We start from the raw sequence: 18,560 nt of genomic DNA, 5'->3' as shown, positions 1-18,560 counted from the left end.
GTGAGTGCTCTTTTCTTCAAGTTTTCTCTGCATAGTATACCGCTAAAATTCATATTTTTGTATTATAATCTGAGGTAATCATTGATGACTGCTATTTTACTTTTAGACTGGGTTGTTTAAGGGATAAATGTTGTTAGGACAGAAAGATTTTAGTTTTTGGACGCTGAAAACAAAAATAATTGCTCTTTCATTTCACTTTTGCTTGTTAATGAAAATATATACGAGCATACTAAATTAACACAGCATGCATTTATAGAGATTGAGGAGAATAATATGGTTAAGGTACTTGAATTAGCTGGGGTAAATAAGTCTTTTGGAAAGTTTCAAGCACTGAAAGACGTAACATTTTCGATTGAGGAAGGGGAAGTTTTTGGTTTCCTAGGTCCTAACGGTGCCGGAAAATCAACAGCGATTCGGACGATTCTAGGGCTATTAAAACGTGATAGTGGAAAGATCGAGTTAATGGGTGAAGATGCAACTAGTAATGTGCTAGAGAGTCACAAGAAGATTGCGTATGTCCCAGGGGATGTGTTCCTTTGGCCCAACCTTACTGGAGGTGAAACGATTGATCTACTTTTGCGTCTTGGAGGGCATGAACGCTCAAAGCACACCGATGAACTGATTAAGAAGTTTGAATTGGATCCGAAGAAGAAGGCACGGACATATTCAAAAGGAAATCGGCAGAAGGTTGCCTTGATTGCTGCATTTTCGGCCGATGTTGATTTATATATTTTTGATGAGCCAACTTCTGGCTTGGATCCACTGCAAGAGCGTAATTTTCAAGAAGAAGTTCTTAAATTAAAGGCTGCTGGCAAGACAGTTTTGCTGTCATCACATATCTTGTCGGAAGTTGAGAAAATGGTTGATCGGGTGGCAATTATTAGAACTGGTGAGATTGTTAAGGTTGGGGCGCTGACTGAGATGCAAGAATTGTCGGCCGTCAATGTTCGTGCGGTGATAACTGATTCGGAGGTAGTTACTGGGTTCGCAGCTTTGGACAACTTTACGCAACAAAATTCAAAGATCAGTTTTACTGTAACTCATGAACAATTACCAAGCGTTTTGGCAGAATTGGCGCAGGCACAGGTACATGATGTTCAGATTACTCCGCCGACCTTGGAAGATATGTTTATGCAGTTCTACCTAGATAATGGGGTGACGGCAAATGATCAAAAATAATTTTCGTTGGTTATTAATTGCTAATCTCAAGCGAGACACTAAAGTAATCGCACTATGGATAGTGATCAATGTTGCGATGGTGGTATCAGGAGTATCAAAGCTGGCGACTTTGTATGGTACAAATAGTGAGATCGCCTCATTGAAAAACATGATGGATTCGCCGATGATTGCGGCATTATTTGGTCGGCTACCAGACGTGCATCCGATGACGACAGCTGTGCTCTTTGGTGCATTAATGATGGCGATGATGGGGGTGCTAGCGGCAATCATGAATATTCAGATTGCGATTCGGGGAACCCGGGGTGATGAGGAATCTGGTGCGACTGAGTTAATTCGTTCGCGAGCAATTAAGACGACGCTCCCATTATCGGTTATGATGACAGAGTTGCTCCTGGTAAATATTTTGTCGGGATTGTTTATGTTTATTGGTTCGGCAACAATTGCGATGAATGGTGCGAATTTAGCGGGTTATGCGCTTTTTGCAGGTTCATTAGCAATCTTTGGACTGATGTTTGGTGCAATTTCCGTTTTGGCTGCGCAGCTTTTTGCGGAGGCACGTTCGGCGTCCCTATTTTCCTTTGCCGTATTGTTGTTGACATATGGAATGCGTTCAGTGGTCGATGCCGAAAAGCATTACCCAGCTTGGCACATTGTCTCGCCTTTTAATTGGTTGGAAGATATGCAGATCTTTGCGCAAAATCGGATCAGCTATTTGGTACCAATGTTGCTGGTAATTTTGATTGCATTTGCTGCTAGTTATTGGATGATTCAGCAGCGTGACTTGGGTGCCGGAATTATCCAAGGTAATGAACACGGTCGTGCAAAGGCTGGACCGATGTTACGAGGTTTTGTGACATTATTTATCCGGTTGGAACGTAAATTGGTATTGGGTTGGACGATTGGATTAATCTTTTTGGGTGGTATGTACGGTGGATTGTTTGCTCAAGTTGGCAAAATGGTTGATACTTCACCGGAACTACAGCAAATTCTAGGAGTGAATGCAATTCATCGCTTGCAGAATCAGGTGTACAGTTCATTTCTGGCAATGATCATTGTCTTTATGGCGGCAATGGCAATCTTTGCGGCAGTCATGGTTATGCAACGGCAAAATAAAGATGCCCGATCCGGGGCTTATGACCTCATTAGTGGTAGCGCGGTTACAAGAACACGTTTGTTTTGGACGTATACAGTGGGAGGCGTTGTTACCGGATTATTGACGTGGACGGCTGGATTACTAACCCTATGGTTTGCAGCTAGCCAAACTGTGAGTCAAAAAATCCCACATAGCATGTTTATCAAGGCATTATGGGGCTACATGCCAACAATTGTGTTGGCAGTCGGCATTGTAGCAATTTTCATTGGCTGGTTTCCGCGGTTAATTGGAATCTTATACGGTTATTTTGGCGTCTTTTTCTTGTTGACCTATATGAAAAATATGTTTCACGTTCCAGTTAGACTGCTTAAATTCTCGCCCTTTGGTTGGACATACCATTTGCCAGTTACAAATGTAGGTATGACTACGCTTGCGGGGATGTTGATGTTAGCGATTTTATTAATGATCGTGGGTTACATTGGTTATCGTCGGCGAGATCTTGTTTAGAACGAGGCTACCGGTTTTAGTAATAAATTGACCGTTATGGTCATTTTATTATTAAGGCCGGTGGCCTTTTATTTAAATTTGCTTAGTGATTAAGAAAATATTAAATAAATCAGGTATAATACTGATAATGAGATCGGTCCATGGGGGTTATTCAAATGGCACTGCGCAAGAAAGAACGACAAGCATTGATTCTGAGATTAATTGAAGATGAAGTGATTGATTCACAAGAAGAGTTGATGTTGCACCTTGAAGAAGCAGGGATGGAAGTTACCCAAGCAACAGTTTCTCGTGATATTAAAGAATTGATGATCATTCGACGTCCTGATAGTCAAGGTCAAATTCGGTATCAATTGATGACCATCGATGGTAATTTAGCTGAAGATGGTGATAAGCTAGCAAACTTATTTGGTGACTTGGTGCAAACGATGCAACGCGTTGAGTTCATGATTGTTATTAAAACCTTGCCTGGCTATGGTAATCGTCTTGGTGCCGCGTTGGACGATGAAGAAATGGATGATCTGCTTGGCACGTTAGCAGGTCACGATACAATTTATGTGACGGCGCCATCAGTTGAAGCAGCTGAACGCTTAGAAGCATTATTTAATAGTTGGAATTAGTATGAAATCAAAGAAAAATATATTTAAACGATGGCGTGCCTGGCACAAACGGCACATAACGCCGTGGTTTGCTAAGCATGTGAAACCATGGTGGTATCGTTTTCAAATTAACCGTTGGCTGGTAGCTGTTATGCTAGCTATTTTTTTGACTGTCAGTGTATTGGGAACCTTTGAGGCAAAGACTACGGATGTCCGTGATTTAATGAGCCAATTAAAAACTCCGACGACGGTTTACGACGCCGACGGCGCAAAGGCAGGCTCGATTGCTGGTCAAAAGGGAAATTATATTGAATATAGTAAGATCTCGCCCAACGTGGTTAATGCGTTAATTTCGACTGAGGATCGCAATTTCTATCATGAACCAGGTTTTTCAATAACTGGGATGACGCGGGGAGTTTTAACAACGATTTGGTATCGAATTCGCGGGGTCAATGCTGCTGCTGGTGGTTCGACCCTAACTCAGCAGTTGGTTAAAAATGCCTTTTTGACACAAAATCAAAGTATTACGCGTAAGGTACGAGAATTATTCTTGGCTATTCAGGTAGAGAAGGTTTACAGCAAAAAGGATATCTTGACCATGTATCTGAATTCTTCATATTTTGGTGAGGACGTTTGGGGAATCCAAGATGCTGCTGAAAAGTATTTTGGGGTGAACGCAGCTGATTTGACGGTTGATCAAGCGGCCATGTTAGTCGGCATGTTGCAGTCACCAAATGGTTATAATCCGTTTAATAATGCTAGTGGTGCATTAGCACGTCGAAATCAAGTTCTTGAGAACATGGTTAATAATAAGAAGCTTTCAGCAAGTGCAGCCACCGGTTATAAGGCGACAGCACTTGGTGCTAGTGAACATAATCTTGGTTCAAATGGCTATGATTATCCATATTATTTTGATGCAGTCTTAGAAGAGGCAACCTCCAAATATGGGATTTCCCAGGCTGATTTGTTGAATAATGGTTATCGAATTTATACGACCTTAAATCAAAAGGATCAGACGAACGTTCAAAATGCCTTTGCTGATGACAGTTTAAACCCCATTGGCGAGAACTCGCAGGCAGCCAGTATTGTTTTGGACGCCAAAACGGGGGGCGTACGAGCAGTTGTTGGTGGTCGTGGTGATCATGTCTTCCTGGGGCTCAATAGAGCGACGCAATCATATCGGCAACCAGGATCGACGATTAAGCCGATTGTGGATTATGCACCAGCACTTAGTCGTGGCTTCAGTTACGACTCAATGTTAAAGAATCAGCCGACTGCATTCGGTTCAGATAGTTACACACCAACCAATGCAAGCAACTATACTTCGGCAGATGTACCAATGTATAAAGCGATTGAGAATTCTTATAATATTCCGGCGGTTTGGATCTTGGATCAAATCGGTGTATCAGCGGGTTATGATGCTGGTGTAAAAGCTGGATTACCATTGACCAAAAAGGACAAGAATTTATCAATGGCAATTGGTGGATTAACCAAGGGTGTCACCCCAATGCAATTGGCGCAAGCATACACGAGTTTTGCCAATGGTGGGGTGATGTCAAATGCTCACTTCATTACTAAGATCGTTGATTCTTCTGGGAAGGAAGTGGCAACCTATCAATCAAAGCAAACACGGGTTTGGTCGGAGAAGGTTGCTAATCAAATGACACAGATGATGCTGGGAGTTTATACTTACGGAACCGGTGCTTCTGCTAAGCCAAGTGGTTACACCGTTGCAGGAAAGACCGGTACGACAGAAGTTGCTGCCGACGAGAACACGGCGGCGGCGACTGATTCATGGGCGGTGGCTTATACGCCGGATATTGTTAATGTAACCTGGGGTGGTTTAGATTCAACCTCAGAAACAGATTATATCTCGCCATACTTGTCGAAGACGGTTGGGCCACTAATTAAAACTGAGTTGGAGGATATCATCCCCAACACGGATCAAACCAAATTCGGTGTTTCGAGTGTTGAAACGACTCTTGCAAATCAAGCCGCTAGTGCTTCATCAAGTGCTAGTTCAACAAGTGATTCAGTGTCAAACGCCACAAGTAATATCACGAAAAGCATTAAGAGCGGCCTTGAGTCAGCATGGAACGATATTAGCAAGGGGGCAAATAATTTGGTTCAGGGAATCTTTGGTAATTAGTAATTAAAGTATGCGATAATAGCTAAAAAGGATGGTAAGAATATGATTAATATTTATGATACAGTAAACAAGTTGCAGGGCGAACTAGTTGAGACGGCGCAATATAAGACTTTGCGTGATGCCTTTGCGGCAGTTCAAGCAGATCCTACTGCGTCTGAGGTGTTTGGTCGTTTCCAAACTGCGCAAGCGGACATCAATGCAACCATGCAAGCAGGTCAAGAACCAAATGAAGAGCAAGTTAAGAATTGGCAAGCAGTCGCAACCGAGATGGATGCAATTGAGCCGTTGAAGAATTTGATGCAAGCAGAGCAAGCTTTGAATGCCTTGTTGATGGAAATCAACGACATTATCACAAAGCCAATTGCACAACTTTATGCAGCTAAGTAAATCTAATTATTAAAGAGGTGGTGTTCATTCAATTAAATGGACACCACCTTTTTTTCGAAAATGCCATGTAGGGCAGAATAGTTTTAATCAGCATGACCTAGTCAAAAATTTTGTGTATCATTAATATTAAGAAACAAGCGTTATTGAGGAGCGAGAGATGAAATTCATTCATGCAGGTGACATTCATTTGGGAAATCCATTTTTAGGACTGAGAAATTTACCGAATTGGGTGCAAAATATTGTACAGGACGCAGGGAATACTGCTTTTCGAAGGTTGATTGCTGACGCGATTGCGGAGCAGGTTGATTTTGTTTTGCTACCGGGAGATCTTTTTAATTCGAATGAAGTAGATGCGCAAATCGAATTGACGGTCTTGAAAGCATTTGATGAATTGAGAGCAGCATCAATTACAGTATTTTTAAGTTTTGGAAATCATGATTATCTTGCTAGTAAAAGGGTTGATTTCCCATGGCCTAGCAATGTGCATCTGTTTGATGAGTCAGTCACGACGATGCAGTTAACTACTAAGGCGGGGGAATCGGTCGCTATATCAGGCTTTTCATATGGTCAGCAGCATATTGAGACTGCAATGATCGATCAATTTCCGGTCAAACAGACTGGCAGTAAATATCATCTTGGGATGTATCATGGTGAGTTAGGCCGTGCCGGTAGTGGCAATTACGCCCCATTTGCATTAACAGCGATGAATGAGAAGCATTATGATTACTGGGCGCTAGGGCATATTCACTTACGGCAGACCTTACAAACGGAACCTTTTATTGGTTATTCTGGTAATTTGCAAGGCTTAAATAAAAATGAGTCAGGTGATAAGGGATATTATTTGGTTACAGATCAAAATGGGCAGCTTATCCCAACGTTCGTAGCAGTTGCTCCGATTATTTGGGCAGAAGAAGAACTTGAGATTCCAATGAATCTTGCTACCAATGAATTAGTTGCATATATCAGAAAGTCTATCCAAGGCGATTCCGAGAACTTCTCTTTGATTAACTTGCGTATTATCAGCGATGATGCACGGGTATTGTCTTTGATTGCGAATGGGCAACTGCAAGCCCAGCTTGCACAAAGTTCTCAGACACGTGACCCTTGGTATATCTGGCAAATCAGTTTGAAGGAGCTACAGAAAACAGTGCAATTGCCACATCTGCCGGTGGATGCTTGGGATAATAATGTTACAGAAATTTTTACGCTTGATAATATGCAGGCGGCAGGTTTGAAACAAGTTCATGATCCCGAGTTACTAGATGAATTTTTGAATGATGAAAAATTAACCGAAATTATGGATATGGTGAAAGTGAAATTACAATTGTTAGGTAAGGATGTAAGCTTAGATGAAAATTGAAACGGCAAGCGTTAGAGGTTTTGGTCAGTGGCATGATCGAGAATTTGATTTTGCGACAGGTTTGAATGCAATTTATGGGCCAAACGGGAGCGGTAAGACGACACTGCACCAGTTTATCGTGGCAATGTTATACGGTTTTCCCCAGAAGCGTGGTAATCGCGTCAACACCTATCAAGCTGCCGAGCAGGATGTTTATGGTGGGAAGATTATCTTTGAACATCAGGGGGTGCGATATGAGTTAAGTCGTTTTGGCCGAACCAAGAGTGAATTGAAGATTACCAATCTTGTAAATCAGCAGGAACTTGCAGATCCTGAGAACTTTTTGGCTGAGTTATTAGGGCCGATTGATCGTGAAACTTTTGAAGCAGTCTTTTCTTTCAATCAAACCGATTTATTAGCAATCTTCTCGTTGAAGCCGGACGAGTTTGCAAAACGTTTGCGACAACTTGCAATGCCCGGAAGTGATAAATGGGTTCAGATCGCAAATGACTTGGAACAGACGGCAGCAAATGAGTTTGGTGCAACAAAGACAGCCAAACGTCCCATGAATCAATTATTAAAACAAGTTGATGATGCTAAGCAGGCGATGCAGAAGCTAATTACTGGTCAACCATTAACGGCTAGCTTGTTGCAGGAACGAACGGATCTACAAAGCCGACTCGAGCAACTACAAAGTACAGCCGCGACAGTTCGTGCTGATGAACATGTAACCTTAGCAAATCAACATTTATTGCCTGTATTACAGCGTTTGGAGATCGTTGAAGAACGGTTGACGAAATTACCGGTGATGTTGGATCAGCAATTAGTGAATGAATACGATGCCGTAACAGCTAAAATTGCAGTTCAAACGCCAAATGAAAATGATGAGCTTCCCAGTGCAGCTGCAATCGGTCAAGCTAGTGATGTAATCGCACAATTGGCAATCAACGACCGCGAACAAAAATTATTGGTCCAGCGTCAATTGGATCTACAAGCTGAACGACAGCATATTATGACGCAACATGGCTGGCAAACAGTACCAGTTGCAACTACCGAGCAGGGTGCATCAACTGTAACAACGCCAGTGCTTAGCAAAGTTATGTGGGCTTTGGCTGGGTTAGCACTTGTGGTCGCAGTGGTCGGACTGCTTGGTCAACAGACTCTGTTGGCAGGGATTTTTATGCTTGTCGGGTTAATCAGTGTTGGGGTTGGTTTTCAGAGTCGGAATCAAGCACAGACGGCTTCAAGTGAGCAACAGCCAATGACTGATAATTCGGATGAGGGACGTCTAAAACAGTTGGATCAGAGTATTACAGAAAATAATGCTCGGTTGCAGGAATTGATGCCAAAGATGAGCGAACTTCGTGAGCAACTGGCGTGGATTGGGCGCGACCTAAGTCCAGAAAGTTATCAACAGAAACTGGCGAATTTTCAGGCAGAAGTGACTACTCGGAATCAGCAACGTACGCAATTGGCTCAGCTACGTGGGCAACAAGCAACGTTGTTAGCCCAATTAGTGGTTAAAGATAGCACGGATCTTACAATTCGACGGCAAGCAGATGAACAGAGGCGAAATTTGCATCACGAACAGCAAACCTTGACTGAACAACTTGGTGGGGCAGATCGGAATGTGCTGAGAGAAACATTGGGTAAGACACCTCAGACGAGCGATGTTGAGTTGAATACGGCAATGAATCAGGTGCAACAGGAGATCGCAACAATCGACGTTCGGTTGGAACGGCTGGCAAATGACGGACAGATCCAACAAGCAAAACAAAAACTGGCTGATTTACAAGCTGAGGCTAGTTTTGAGTTACAGAACATCTTGGTTGAGCGGCTGGCAGCGCAGTGGATTAATGCAACTTTGAGTACAACGATTGGTGATCGTTTACCGGATATGCTGAGACTTAGTCAACAATATTTTGCTTTTTTGACTAACAATCGTTATCAGCAGATCGACAGTCATGGGAAACAATTACAAGTTATTGATCAAAATGGTCAGGCAATCAAGGTTATCGAACTATCGAAAGGCACGGCGGAGCAATTATATGTCGCAATGCGATTGGCTTTCAGTCAAATTGTGAGTGCCAATGTAAATCTACCACTTTTGATTGATGACGCCTTTGTTGATTTTGATGCTGAGCGCTATGAGCGTATGATTGACTTATTAGCTGGTCTAAGTGAAGACCAACAAATTATATACTTTACAATTAAAGCGCCTAAATTTGATGCCAAGGTGATTGATTTAAATACAGCGAGGTAAATAATCAATGGATGAGAAAGCATTGCGCGATGTCGCATTAAATGAACATTTTAATACTTTTGCGGTTCTAAAGGTTTTGGATCAACGTGTAACACAACAAGGTAAGCCTTATATTGCAGTCACCATTAGTGATCAAACGGGTGAAATCTCGGGCATGAAGTGGGATGTTACTGCTGATGAGGTTGCTCAACTGAAGGCTGGACAGGTTGTTGCCGTATCGGCCGTTCGCCAAGAGTATAAAGAAAAACCTCAATTAAAGATTATTAGTATTCGACCAACTCGGGATACAGAACCACAGAATCCAGCTGATTTCATGCCAGCGGCGCCGATGAAAAAAGCTACAATGGAAGAAGAAGTCTCTGAGTTGGTCTTCAAAATTGTGAATCCAACCTGGAACCGGATCGTCAGGTATCTGTTGAAAGAATATCAAGATGCCTTTTATCAATTTCCAGCTGCTAAAAGCAATCATCACGCCTTTACCGGCGGATTAGCTTTTCATACTTTATCGATTTCTCGATTGGCACAAGCTGTCGCAAATCAGTATGAGGATATTGACGAGTCCTTACTATATGCAGGCGCTTTGTTACATGATTTAGGAAAAGTCATTGAACTTTCGGGACCGGTGGCAACGACTTACACAAGAGCTGGAAACCTTTTGGGGCATATCACATTAATTGACGAGCAAATTGTTTTGGCAGCCAATGAAATGAAGATTGATCTATTCAGTGAAGATATGGTTCTTTTGCGACACGTGGTTCTTTCGCATCATGGGCAACTAGAATGGGGTTCACCCGTACGGCCTTTGGTTAAAGAAGCTCAGATCCTACATTTGTTGGACGAACTGGATGCCAATTTACAAAGTTTCGACAAAGCCTTGGCTGATACAAAACCTGGTGAGTTCTCTCAGAAGGTTTTTGCGTTAGATGGTCGGATGGTTTATCGACCAGAAGATGATCATAAGTAGATATATATTAAATAACATAGATTTCACCCAGTAATTGCCCATAGTTAAGTCTGTTTTACGCCTGGTTATGGCATATAATTTGTTGAAGTCGTGAAATTTTTTTACAAAAAAAGCGCTTGCAAAATGAAAAAAATTTCCTTAAACTGTTATAAGTTAATAATAAATAGATGAACGTTAAAAATTTGCGGGAGAATATTATGGATTACTTAATCGGAGTTGATTTAGGGACAACATCCACCAAGGCAGTTTTGTTTGATACTGCTGGTAATGTGATTGCGAGCTCGAACAAGGGTTACACTTTGTATCGTGATGAACCTGATATGGCTGAAGAAGATCTTAATGAGATTTTTGAAGCCTTTATGGATGCAATGACTGAAGTAGCGCGAGCAGCTAAGGATGGAACAATTTTAGCCGTTTCATTTAGCTCAGCGATGCATTCATTGATTGCGCTGGATGAAAACTGGACGCCATTAACACGCGTTATTACGTGGGCTGATGCGCGTGCGGTTAAGTACACGGAAGAATTAAAGGAGAGCGGAGTTGGTAATGAAATTTATGCCAAGACCGGAACTCCGATTCATCCGATGGCACCATTGTCTAAGTTGCGCTGGTTGAAGAATGAGAAGCCTGATATTTATAACAAGGCAGCTCACTACTTGGGAATTAAGGAATATTTGTTCCACCGTTTGTTTGGTGCAAACAAGATGGATTATTCAATCGCATCTGGAACAGGAATGTTTAACATCTTTAACCTAGATTGGGATGAGCAAGCGCTTGAATTAACCGGTGTAACAAAGGATCAGTTACCTCAACCGGTTGAGCCATATGAAATTGAGCGTGGTATGGATGAGGTATATGCCCAAGTTATCGGAATTCCAGCCGATACACCATTCGTTTATGGAGCTGGTGATGGTCCATTGTCAAACCTTGGGGTGAACGCAATTCAACCTGGTGTGGCTGCAATTACGATTGGTACCTCAGGTGCAATCCGGGTTGTTACCGATAAGCCACGGATTGATCCAAAAGCTCGGACATTTACCTACGCCTTGGACCGCGATCACTGGGTTGTTGGTGGTCCGGTTAATAACGGTGGTGATGTCTTCCGTTGGGCACGTGATAAGATGTTCGATGCAGAATCATCAACAGCGGCGCTTTTGGGAATTGATACCTATGATCTATTAACTGAGATTGCCTCTAAAATTCCAGCTGGATCTGATGGTTTGATCTTCCATCCTTATTTGGGTGGTGAGCGAGCTCCAATCTGGGACGCAAATGCACGTGGTTCTTTCTTTGGCTTGAACCATGGGCACACACGAGCACACATGGCGCGGGCCGTTTTGGAAGGAATTGTGTTTAACATTTACATGGTTTCTTTGGCCCTAGAAGAAGTTGTTGGTGACTTGAAGTCGATTCAAGGAACCGGTGGATTTGCACGCTCACCATTGTGGCGTCAGATGATGGCTGACATTTTTGAGCAGCCAGTTACCGTACCAACGGCCTTTGAATCTGGTGCTTTGGCCGCAACAGTCATGGCACAAAAAGCCTTAGGGATGATTGACAGTTTGGATGTAATTGGAGACATGATCGGTTCTTCAAACACATACGCTCCAAATCCTGAGAATTATGAAGCGTATCGTGAATTGGCACCAATCTTTATCCGTCTGTCACGTCAACTACAAACCGAGTACAAGAATATTGCAGACTTCCAGCGTAAGCACGTTGCACACAAGTAAACATTACGTGTTTATGTGTGACGAGACTGCGAAGTTGATTGGTTGATTGGGTATTTTTTGTACTTGAACGGTCGCTTTGTTTTATATTGGTATAGTATAGTTGCATTGACAATTTGTAAGTGTACTAGGATAATAACCCGAGATCGACTCAGGTCGGTCTCTTTGAAATTTTTCATCTAATTTTTGGTTAGATATTTTTTAGTTCTCCTAAGGAGGGAATGTGTATTATGTTTACGTTGTTAGCTGGGTTATCGACTAACCCAACAACGGGACTTTTTCAATGGATGATGAGTGATGTCAATGTTTGGCCATTTATCATTTTGGTTTTGGGAATCGCGCTGTTGTTATTCTTCATTTTGAAGATGAAGGTCAATACTTTTGTATCTTTGATCATTGTTTCAATTCTAGTTGCACTTGCTTTGGGAATGAATCCTGCTGGTATTGGTGATGCCTTGAAGACTGGTATTGGTGGCACAATGGGCGAGCTGATTATTGTGTTCGGAATGGGCTCAATGATTGGTCGTCTGGTATCTGATTCTGGTGGATCATACCGTATCGCGTCAACTTTGATTAGTCGTTTTGGTAAGAAACGTTTGCAATGGGCTGTTGCCGGAGCATCGTTTATTATTGGAATTTCATTGTTGTTTGAAGTTGGTTTGGTTGTTCTAATCCCAATCGTGTTTACGATTGCTTTGGAAGCAGAAGTGCCACTACTTTACTTGGGAATTCCAATGGCGGCCGCTCTATCAGCTGCCCAAGGATTCTTGCCACCACAGCCATCTCCAACAGCTGTTACAAATTTGCTAGGAGCTAACATCGGGGTTGTCTTGATGTATGGTATCATCGTTGCGATTGTTGCAATGTTGGTAGCTGGTCCAATCTTTACTCGATTGGCGCAAAAGTATGCTCCAGGTGCTTTTAAGATTACTAAGACTTTGGATGCCTTTGGTGAAGTGAAGACATTCAAATTGGAAGATACACCAAGCTTTGGCTTGTCAATCTTGACTTCATTGATGCCTGTTATTCTGCTATTAGTTTCAACAGTCTTTACGTTGGCTGCAAATGGCGGAAAGCAAGTTTATGGTGGTAAGATTGGTGATGCTGCTTGGAAGCTAATGTCACCAGCTACGCAAAATGGTTATGTCTTGCATCCATCTGGTTGGGCACATTTCTTTGCCTTCATTGGTAACCCAGTGATTGCAATGGTTGTGGCAATGTCATTTGCAATTTGGTCAATGGGACCAAAGCAAAACCGGACAATGGGTGAAGTTGGAACTTCAATGTCAAACGCTTTGAAGTCAATCGCTAACTTGTTGATGGTTATCGGTGGTGGTGCAGCCTTTAAGGGTGTTCTTACCGCTGGTGGAATCTCAACTGCGATTGCAACTGCCTTTGCTCACACAAACATGTCACCAATTTTGTTTGCTTGGTTGATTGCGGTAATCATCCGTGTATCTGTTGGATCAGCGACCGTCGCTGGTTTGACCGCTGCCGGAATCGTGGCTCCTTTGGTTGCTAGTTCATCAGTTAACCCAGCCTTCGTTGTTTTGGCAATTGGTGCTGGATCATTGGCTGCTTCGCACGTGAATGATGCTGGATTCTGGATGTTTAAGGAATTCTTCGATTTGGACGTTCCACAAACATTGAAGATCTGGACTGTTCTAGAGACAATCATCTCAGTTGTCGGCTTGTTAGTCGTCTTGGCACTGAGTGCAGTCTTCGGATAAAAGACGTTCTGAATATTAAAAGCATATCTTATAGTGAGAAACCCGAAAGTTATTTTAACTTTCGGGTTTTTTAGTTGGAATTTTAAAATAGAACGGGAATTGTATTTATGCTAATCCAAAGGACGAGTGCCTTCAATCAATCTTTTGAATAGATTAATTAGTTTCGTCAGGTAATGTGTTGCGAGATTTCATACTAATAAATCAATTCAATTTATGTGAAGATACTTATTATTTGCAGTTTCTCCGTATAGAATCCGCCTATCTAATAACATATAATATCGAATATAAAAGGATATTTATGACATTTAAAATATCTGCATTTTTGTATATAATCAATTGATAGTGGTACTTTTTAGGAGCTTGCTTTTTGTGAACGCAAATTTGGTTTGCAAATAGATTGATTGGAGTAGAGAGATGGATGTGAAAAAACATTTTAAAATGTATAAGGTTGGCAAATATTGGGTGGTAGCGGGAATGTCAGTCTTTGTATTTGGTGTTGCATTGACAGTTAGTGAGGGGGTGGTAGTTCATGCCGACACAACATCAGTCAGTGGTACAACGGTGCCAAAGACAGTTACCTTAACAAATGCGAATGCAATTAATATAACTTTGACAAGTGCCACCGATACATATAATTTTGATTCGAGTGTGCAGGGTGTTAATGCTAGTGATGGTTCAGTTGTGACGGCGACCATTACTGATAATACTGGGGCAGTTGTAAATACAACTAGTGGGACGAGCTATACCTTAAAGGCCGGAACTTATACTGCGACCTATAGTGACGGGACGGCGACACCGGTGATCCAAAGCATAACTGTGAATGCATACGTGGCGCCAACACCAACGTCGAATCCTGTAGGTCATTCAATGATGATGGCGCCAACAGTGGCGACGCCAACGACCACAGTTATGACCCAACCTAAGAATATTGAATACAAATTACCAACGGGTTTGATAACTTATAATTTCAATTCTGCTTTACAAGGAGTGGCATCCTCAACAAATGGCGTTGTGAATGGTAAAACTGTCACGGCAGTAGTTAAGAACAGTAGCGGAAATGTAGTCAGCGCAACAACTGGCACGAGTTATGATTTAGCTGCTGGTGCTTACACTGTTACTTATACGGATGGTAGTTCAACTCCTGTGACGCAAACTGTTCTAGTTGAGAACGGTCTGGTAAGTGTTACAGGAACTAATGGCCCATATACCATGCTGGCTAGTGATACGATGATTGGTGATCCTAGAAACTTCACGCCTTATCAGCCAAACAGCACCGCTGATAGTGTCCAATTAGGTTTGTTTGGTAGGATTATGCCATGGTCAGAGGGCGCACCAACGATTACAGGTGCTGGTACGGTTCAGACGGGGAACTATTCTGGATCATCAGTGACCGGAGCAGACGGAAAATCATATGGCGCAAATTGGGGAGCAGCCTCATTGTTGACTACCACAGATGCGTATGTGGCTTCTGGTCTATCTGTAGGGAGCCAAGTCACTCAGACTTGGCCCTACATTGGTACGTTAAATGGTCAACCAATTGGTGTGGCAATGACATTTACGGTTGATAAATTACAATCAACAACCCAATCAAGTTACTTGACGATTTCCAAAGATTTGAATACTTTTGTTTCGGCTCACAATATTAACGGACATTTTACATTGAGCTTTTATAAAAGCGATGCAACATATACTGATACAGGTATTTCAATGCCTTTAACGTATTTGGACACAGCCTACGCTCAAGATACTATGAAGCAAACAACGGCACCGTTAACGGGTTCGTCACTTTCCTTAGCGGAGGTTCAGAACATGGCCCTTTTAGGGGCATCTCTTACAGCACCATCAGAATATCTAACAACTAATGATGCAACAGATGTTTTGCTATCATCAAATCCGGCATATCCAACTGACATTCAACCTGTATCAATCAATCCAAATGCCTTAGGAATTGGTAATTCAGCGGTCAAAACAATCTTTACATCTAAATCTGTTGCTAATATGAAGGCGGCAAACGATTCAGATTATGATAATTACGCCTATTTATATGGGGCATCATTTCTGAATTTTAAGACAACCACCCCGACCTTTTATTTTGGCGGGTTTACAGGTTCAAATTCAACGACGGCAACAGCCAATATTGGTACAAATCATCTAATGTTTGAAATTGCAGCCTCGCCTTTTAACGTTGCTGGAAGCATTCAAGGTTCTGGTGCGGCAACTTGGGTACCAACAGATACTACGGTCAATATTAAGAATACTGTGACACCAACATCTGGAGCGGTTATTACTAATGCAGTTGTTGGAATGGTGCAAGAACAAGATGGAACGGTTATACCAAGTAATGAAGTAACTGCCACAACAGATGGAACGGTCGTTTTTGCCGGACAGTCAAATCCGGGCGTGTATACGATCCCAATCACTTACACGGATAATGTGGGCAATACGGTAACAGTACTTGATACGGTATCAGTTAGCACAGGGAATATTGTGGGAACGGTAGTGAACGTGCCCGTTGTAGCGCACAATACACCTAATTTATCCGGAACAATCACCAATACCCAGGTTGGGGTGGTCTATGATCCAACAGCAGGGACATTTACGAACATTCCGGTTTTAGATCCAAATGGCAATAATGTACCGATTACTGGTATTAATAATCAGGTAACGGTTGATCCGACGAACCCAGATAATTTAACTTTAGCTGGACAAGTAACACCAGGGATTTATAAAATTCCAGTGACTTATACTGACATTAATAATAAATCCGTCACTGTCTACGACTTTATTTCAGTTGGGCAGGGGCAGAAGATAACTAACACGATTGGCAAGGTAACAACTTTACCTGCGAATGTTATTGATCCTTTGCCAGATGGCACAGATATTAGTAACTCTTCTTTGGATCAAGGAACACTTGGTCAAGTCATGTTGCCGGATGGAAGTGTAGTTAGCCCAGTTGGGGTGGCTAGCATTGATCCTATAACTGGTCAGGTCTCGTTGGCATCTCAAATGGTGCCGGGGGTTTACACAATTCCAGTTACCTACACGAATACCTACACCGATACTGAGGGGATTGCACAGAAGATTGCGAGTACAGTTGATGATGTTGTAACCCTGCTCGCATCAACCACCGGTACTGGAACGGTTGAAGTCGGAAATGGGCCAATTACGGTGATGCCAATTCCAGTCGCGGGTACTGTGTTGACAACACCAGTGATTGCAACCGGAAATACTAGCATTAAAGGACGCAATACGGGCTCAACAATTCCGCTGAGTGATATTAGTTTTGACAATAATGGAAACCTAATCTTCAATACGACGTTTGGAGATGGAACTCCGCCACTCTTGCCAGATACTTATGTAATTCCAGTGACTTATCAAAGTAACAACGGACCGATTCAAGCTAACTACACGATCACGGTGACACCAAAGCCTTTGACGGAAGTTGTGCACAATTCAACACTACTTGTGAATGATCCGTGGTTACCAACTGATAATTTTGATAGTGGGACTGACAGCGTTGGTAACCCAATTGCTGGCTTAACGAATGTGACTGTAACAGTGACACCAGCTGGATCAACCACACCGGTCTCAACTATAGATACAAAGACAGCTGGTAACTATGATGTAACTTATACCTATACTGATCCAATCACTAGTCTACAAATTAGTAAGGTGGCTTTAGTTGGTGTAGTTACAGAGCCAGCGGTTACCTTGCCGACGGATCAAACGATAGTAACAAATACGCCGATTACAATTTCACCAGTGGTGACACCAGGTAGCGCTAATGTAACAACTAATACACCAATAACGACGGTTGAGACTCCGGATGGAACGATTATCACGGTGATTGGTACAAGTTATACGCCGACGACCCCAGGTACTTATACGGTGACGACGACGGTGCCATACACAAATCCTGATGGAAGTACTGGTACAACGCCACCTGCGACAGAAGTGATTACGGTAGTAACACCACCAACAGTCACGGTGCCAGCGGATCGGGTGGTAGTGCCGAATATGGTAGTTGATATTACACCAACCATTACGCCGGGAAGCGCTAATGTAACGACTGGAACACCAGTTACGACGGTCACGACCCCGACAGGTACAACGACGACGTTAACAGGTACAAGTTATACGCCGACGACCCCCGGTACTTATACGGTGACAACGACCGTACCATACACAAATCCTGATGGAAGTACTGGTACAACGCCACCTGCGACAGAAGTGATTACGGTAGTAACACCACCAACAGTCACGGTGCCAGCGGATCGGGTGGTAGTGCCGAATATGGTAGTTGATATTACACCAACCATTACGCCGGGAAGCGCTAATGTAACGACTGGAACACCAGTTACGACGGTCACGACCCCGACAGGTACAACGACGACGTTAACAGGTACAAGTTATACGCCGACGACCCCAGGTACTTATACGGTGACAACGACCGTACCATACACAAATCCTGATGGAAGTACTGGTACAACGCCACCTGCAACGGAAGTGATTACGGTAGTAACACCACCAACAGTCACGGTGCCAGCGGATCGAGTAGTAGTGCCGAATACGGTAGTTGATATTACACCAACCATTACGTCAGGAAGCGCTAATGTAACGACT

At 42.7% G+C, this 18,560-nt stretch carries 11 protein-coding genes; all 11 read left to right on the top strand.

The window, feature by feature from the left end; genetic code table 11:
- Positions 1–273 precede the first annotated feature (273 nt).
- Complete coding sequence (locus ESZ50_RS04200) at positions 274–1,179, top strand: ABC transporter ATP-binding protein (protein WP_148622357.1); 906 nt, start codon at positions 274–276, stop codon at positions 1,177–1,179.
- A complete protein-coding gene (locus ESZ50_RS04195; RefSeq protein ID WP_148622356.1) occupies positions 1,166–2,779 on the top strand; it encodes an ABC transporter permease in 1,614 nt (537 codons plus the stop codon). Before ESZ50_RS04200 ends, ESZ50_RS04195 begins: the two co-directional genes overlap by 14 nt.
- Before the next feature lie 155 nt (positions 2,780–2,934).
- On the top strand, positions 2,935–3,396 hold the full coding sequence (argR, locus tag ESZ50_RS04190; protein ID WP_148622355.1) for an arginine repressor: 462 nt from the start codon (positions 2,935–2,937) through the stop codon (positions 3,394–3,396).
- Position 3,397: 1 nt separating this feature from the next.
- Positions 3,398–5,524: a PBP1A family penicillin-binding protein gene (locus ESZ50_RS04185; RefSeq protein ID WP_148622354.1), complete on the top strand. Its 2,127-nt coding sequence runs from the start codon at positions 3,398–3,400 to the stop codon at positions 5,522–5,524.
- A gap of 42 nt (positions 5,525–5,566) precedes the next feature.
- Complete coding sequence (locus ESZ50_RS04180) at positions 5,567–5,911, top strand: YlbF family regulator (RefSeq protein WP_148622353.1); 345 nt, start codon at positions 5,567–5,569, stop codon at positions 5,909–5,911.
- A gap of 157 nt (positions 5,912–6,068) precedes the next feature.
- Positions 6,069–7,271, top strand: coding sequence for a metallophosphoesterase family protein (locus ESZ50_RS04175; RefSeq protein WP_148622352.1), 1,203 nt, complete (start codon positions 6,069–6,071; stop codon positions 7,269–7,271).
- On the top strand, positions 7,261–9,513 hold the full coding sequence (locus ESZ50_RS04170; RefSeq protein WP_148622351.1) for an ATP-binding protein: 2,253 nt from the start codon (positions 7,261–7,263) through the stop codon (positions 9,511–9,513). The genes ESZ50_RS04175 and ESZ50_RS04170 overlap by 11 nt, the downstream gene beginning before the upstream one ends.
- Before the next feature lie 7 nt (positions 9,514–9,520).
- The gene (locus tag ESZ50_RS04165; RefSeq protein WP_148622350.1) at positions 9,521–10,477 is read left to right on the top strand and encodes a 3'-5' exoribonuclease YhaM family protein; all 957 of its coding nucleotides are present in this window, start codon (positions 9,521–9,523) and stop codon (positions 10,475–10,477) included.
- Between the two features lie 197 nt (positions 10,478–10,674).
- Positions 10,675–12,210: a gluconokinase gene (gntK, locus tag ESZ50_RS04160; RefSeq protein ID WP_148622349.1), complete on the top strand. Its 1,536-nt coding sequence runs from the start codon at positions 10,675–10,677 to the stop codon at positions 12,208–12,210.
- A 227-nt stretch (positions 12,211–12,437) separates the two neighbouring features.
- The gene (locus ESZ50_RS04155; protein WP_148622348.1) at positions 12,438–13,937 is read left to right on the top strand and encodes a gluconate:H+ symporter; all 1,500 of its coding nucleotides are present in this window, start codon (positions 12,438–12,440) and stop codon (positions 13,935–13,937) included.
- Positions 13,938–14,351: 414 nt separating this feature from the next.
- Positions 14,352–18,560, top strand: a 4,209-nt coding sequence (locus ESZ50_RS04150; RefSeq protein WP_148622347.1) for a KxYKxGKxW signal peptide domain-containing protein, incomplete at its 3' end; no start/stop codon positions are given.

Origin of the sequence: Weissella muntiaci (assembly GCF_008107635.1) — a bacterium.
Taxonomy (GTDB): Bacteria; Bacillota; Bacilli; order Lactobacillales; family Lactobacillaceae; genus Weissella; species Weissella muntiaci.
The sequence above is the reverse complement of the archived record's forward strand: the minus strand, read 5'-3'. Positions and strand labels throughout refer to the sequence as shown.

Coding starts and splice junctions, on each gene's coding strand:
- argR (WP_148622355.1), top strand. CDS start 2,935: ATGGCACTGCGCAAGAAAGAACGACAAGCATTGATTCTGAGATTAATT.
- ESZ50_RS04170 (WP_148622351.1), top strand. CDS start 7,261: ATGAAAATTGAAACGGCAAGCGTTAGAGGTTTTGGTCAGTGGCATGAT.
- ESZ50_RS04155 (WP_148622348.1), top strand. CDS start 12,438: ATGTTTACGTTGTTAGCTGGGTTATCGACTAACCCAACAACGGGACTT.
- ESZ50_RS04180 (WP_148622353.1), top strand. CDS start 5,567: ATGATTAATATTTATGATACAGTAAACAAGTTGCAGGGCGAACTAGTT.
- ESZ50_RS04195 (WP_148622356.1), top strand. CDS start 1,166: ATGATCAAAAATAATTTTCGTTGGTTATTAATTGCTAATCTCAAGCGA.
- gntK (WP_148622349.1), top strand. CDS start 10,675: ATGGATTACTTAATCGGAGTTGATTTAGGGACAACATCCACCAAGGCA.
- ESZ50_RS04185 (WP_148622354.1), top strand. CDS start 3,398: ATGAAATCAAAGAAAAATATATTTAAACGATGGCGTGCCTGGCACAAA.
- ESZ50_RS04175 (WP_148622352.1), top strand. CDS start 6,069: ATGAAATTCATTCATGCAGGTGACATTCATTTGGGAAATCCATTTTTA.
- ESZ50_RS04200 (WP_148622357.1), top strand. CDS start 274: ATGGTTAAGGTACTTGAATTAGCTGGGGTAAATAAGTCTTTTGGAAAG.
- ESZ50_RS04165 (WP_148622350.1), top strand. CDS start 9,521: ATGGATGAGAAAGCATTGCGCGATGTCGCATTAAATGAACATTTTAAT.